Below are 2,830 nucleotides of genomic sequence, written 5' to 3' on the forward strand. Positions count from 1 at the left end.
CAGCTCCCACTGAGCATCAGAGAGGATGTGGAACCGGGACATGCCTTCCAAGGTGCCAGCCGGCCCCTGGACTCATTGTCAGACACGCCCTAGTGTTTCCGTACAGCCCGTGACCGGGACTCCCCCTCGGGTTCGCCCCTCCTCCCGCCCCGTCAAGGGCCTCGCTAGAGACCGAAAGGCAACAGTTTCCATGACCACCAAGAACCGCGCCGTGGCATTCCACGGCATCAAGGACGTGCGCGTCGACGAGCTGGACTTCCCCAAGCTGGAGATGCCCGACGGCTCCGCCGCCCCGCACGGCGTCATCCTCAAGATCGTCGCCACCAACATCTGCGGCAGCGACCTGCACATCTACCGCGGGTCCTTCCCCGTGCCCGAGGGCATGGTGCTGGGTCACGAGATGACCGGCCAGGTGCTGGAGGTCGGCAGCGACGTCCAGTTCCTGAAGGAGGGTGACCTCGTCTCCGTGCCGTTCAACGTGGCCTGCGGCCGCTGCCGCAACTGCCGCGCCGGCCGCACCGAGGTGTGTGAGACCGCCAACCCGGAGCAGGCGTGCGCCGCCTACGGCTTCAACCTGGGCGATTTCCAGGGCGGACAGGCCGAGTACCTGTTCGTGCCGTACGCCGACTTCCAGCTGCTGCGCTTCCCGGACCAGGAGCAGGCTATGGAGAAGATCCTGGATCTGGCCGTGCTCTCGGACATCCTCCCCACGGCGTTCCACGGTCTCATGGCGGCCGGCGCCAAGCCCGGCTCCACCGTCTACATCGCCGGTGCCGGCCCCGTGGGCCGGTGCGCCGCGGCTGCCGCTCGGCTGCTGGGCGCCTCGTGCATCATCGTGGGCGACCAGGACGCCTCGCGGCTGGAGCTGGTACGCAAGCACGGCTGCGAGACTATCGACCTCTCCGCCACGGAGAACCTGCAGGACGCCGTGAACGACATCCTCGGCGAGCCGATGGTGGACTGCGCGGTGGACTACGTCGGCTCCGAGGCCCACGGCCTGGGCTCCGCGGCCGATGAGATGCAGCCGATCGCCGCCGTGAACCAGGTCCTGGACATCACCCGTCCGGGCGGAGCCACGGGCATCATCGGCATCTACGGGCCGGACCCGATCGCGGAGACGAAGGCCGAGCAGGAGGGCACCTTCCCGGTGGACTTCGGCAAGGCCTGGATCAAGTCGCCCCACATCATCGGCGGCCAGGCGCCCATCATGCGCTACAACCGCCAGCTGATGATGTCGATCCTGTGGGACCGGATGCCGTACCTGACGGAGATGGTCAACCCGCGCGTGATCAGCCTGGACGAGGCACCCCAGGCCTACGCGGAGTTCGACCAGGGCTCCGTGGAGAAGTTCGTCATCGACCCCCACGGGATGATCGCCCGCTGAGCGACGCCGCCTGTTTCGTCAGGCTCAGTCTGGGTGGTTCTCCACCGCACCGCGCACTCCGCCAAAGTGGGGTGCGCGGTGCCGCATGGGTGCCCGGTCCGCTCTGGCGGCGTCGTCACGATGCCCAACAATAGCGCGATGCCCAGGATGCACCGGGCCGAGATGGGCATGCCGTTGCCGATGACGGTGTGACATCCCCGCCGTCTCGACCGTAGAGGATCAGTGCGACCGGCCATCCTGCGTGATGGGGAGGACACCCTCGTCGTCATGCGTCTGGACCGGTTGGCCGGTCCCTGCCGGATGCGTTGCGCACCGTGCAGGCCCTGGCTGATCGGGGGATCGGCTTGCAGGCGTTGGACGTGGACCTGGACACCTCCACGGCCTCGGGACGGCTGATGCTGAACATGCTGTTGATGCTGGCCGAGTGGGAACGGGATCTGCTGCGTGAGCGCACCTTCGAGGGCGTGGCCCGGGCCCGTGCGGCCGGACGGCGTCCGGGGCCGAAGCCGAAGTTGGATGAGGAGAAGACCGCCGCGGTCCGGGCCGCGGTGGCCGGAGGGCAGCCCGTGGCCGCTGTGACACGCTCGTTCGGAGTTTCTCGGCCCACGATCTACAAGGCACTTGACACCACCAAGGCCGGCCAGCCCTGAACGGCCCGCGCCCTGTGGATGTCCGCGGTTCGGGTCGGTTCTTCCCCGTAGGGTGAGACCCGTCGCGATGTCCTTCTTTAAGGGCCGCGACAGTGAGTGAGCCGCCTGTTCTCCCGTTCTAGTGTGGGCGCCCCCGCCCTTGTCTTGATCGATATAGGGGGCGGGGGCATTTCACTTCCGCCCGGGCCGCGCGCGGCCACCCGGTAGCCCCCACCGGGCATCACCCTTGCTCAGACCGGGGTAGCAGTGCAACTACCGCAGTACCGCATTCACGCTTGCGTTACTGCGGTAGTGCGGTCACTGTTCGGGGTGCTGGGCTTCGATGGCCTGGATGATCAGCTGGGACATGGGTACCCCGGCCTCGACGCTGTGCCGGCGCAGGTGCTTGTGCAGGCGTTCGGCAGGCGGATGGAGGTGGCCTTGATGGGCTCGGTGGCGGCCTGGGCGTGGGCGGCGTAGGCCAGGGTCATGTCCGGGCCGTCGGTCGGAGTGGCCGGGGCGGGGGTGTGACGGCCGCGGGCGGCGCCGGGGGTGGGCTTGGTGCTCACGGGCGGGTTATCTCCTGGATCTCCTCGGCGACCTGGATCCAGGGGCCGAGCGCGGTGCGGGTGGGGTAGGTGCCGTGGGTGTGCTTGAAGCTCTCGCGGGTGGGGATCGTGGTCGCCAGCTGCGGGACGTTCTCGGCGGCCAGCAGGTCCACGACCTAGTGGTGTGTCACGCAAATAGTTAGAGCGTGAGTTGATAGAATGGAGTATGTCCGCTCCAGCAACCCCTCTGATGATGTCCCCGGCCGACC

At 68.0% G+C, this 2,830-nt stretch carries 4 protein-coding genes; 2 read left to right on the top strand and 2 right to left on the bottom strand.

Annotated elements, in window-relative coordinates:
- The first annotated feature begins 190 nt into the window (after window positions 1–190).
- Window positions 191–1,384 (top strand): alcohol dehydrogenase catalytic domain-containing protein, encoded by a 1,194-nt coding sequence (locus H535_RS0121595; RefSeq protein WP_026821179.1) that lies wholly within the window; start codon window positions 191–193, stop codon window positions 1,382–1,384.
- 293 nt (window positions 1,385–1,677) lie between these two features.
- On the top strand, window positions 1,678–2,034 hold the full coding sequence (locus tag H535_RS27245; RefSeq protein ID WP_081416879.1) for a recombinase family protein: 357 nt from the start codon (window positions 1,678–1,680) through the stop codon (window positions 2,032–2,034).
- Between the two features lie 335 nt (window positions 2,035–2,369).
- Here H535_RS27245 and H535_RS29270 read toward each other — a convergent pair whose 3' ends face one another.
- Entirely contained in the window at window positions 2,370–2,582 is a 213-nt protein-coding gene (locus H535_RS29270; protein ID WP_155838827.1) for a hypothetical protein, read from the bottom strand.
- A complete protein-coding gene (locus H535_RS29275) occupies window positions 2,579–2,734 on the bottom strand; it encodes a hypothetical protein (RefSeq protein WP_155838828.1) in 156 nt (51 codons plus the stop codon). The genes H535_RS29270 and H535_RS29275 overlap by 4 nt, the downstream gene beginning before the upstream one ends.
- Between the last annotated feature and the right edge of the window lie 96 nt (window positions 2,735–2,830).

The sequence above is a fragment of the Arthrobacter castelli DSM 16402 genome (assembly GCF_000430705.1).
In the GTDB taxonomy this organism is placed as follows: Bacteria; Actinomycetota; Actinomycetes; order Actinomycetales; family Micrococcaceae; genus Arthrobacter_C; species Arthrobacter_C castelli.

Coding starts and splice junctions, on each gene's coding strand:
- H535_RS0121595 (WP_026821179.1), top strand. CDS start 191: ATGACCACCAAGAACCGCGCCGTGGCATTCCACGGCATCAAGGACGTG.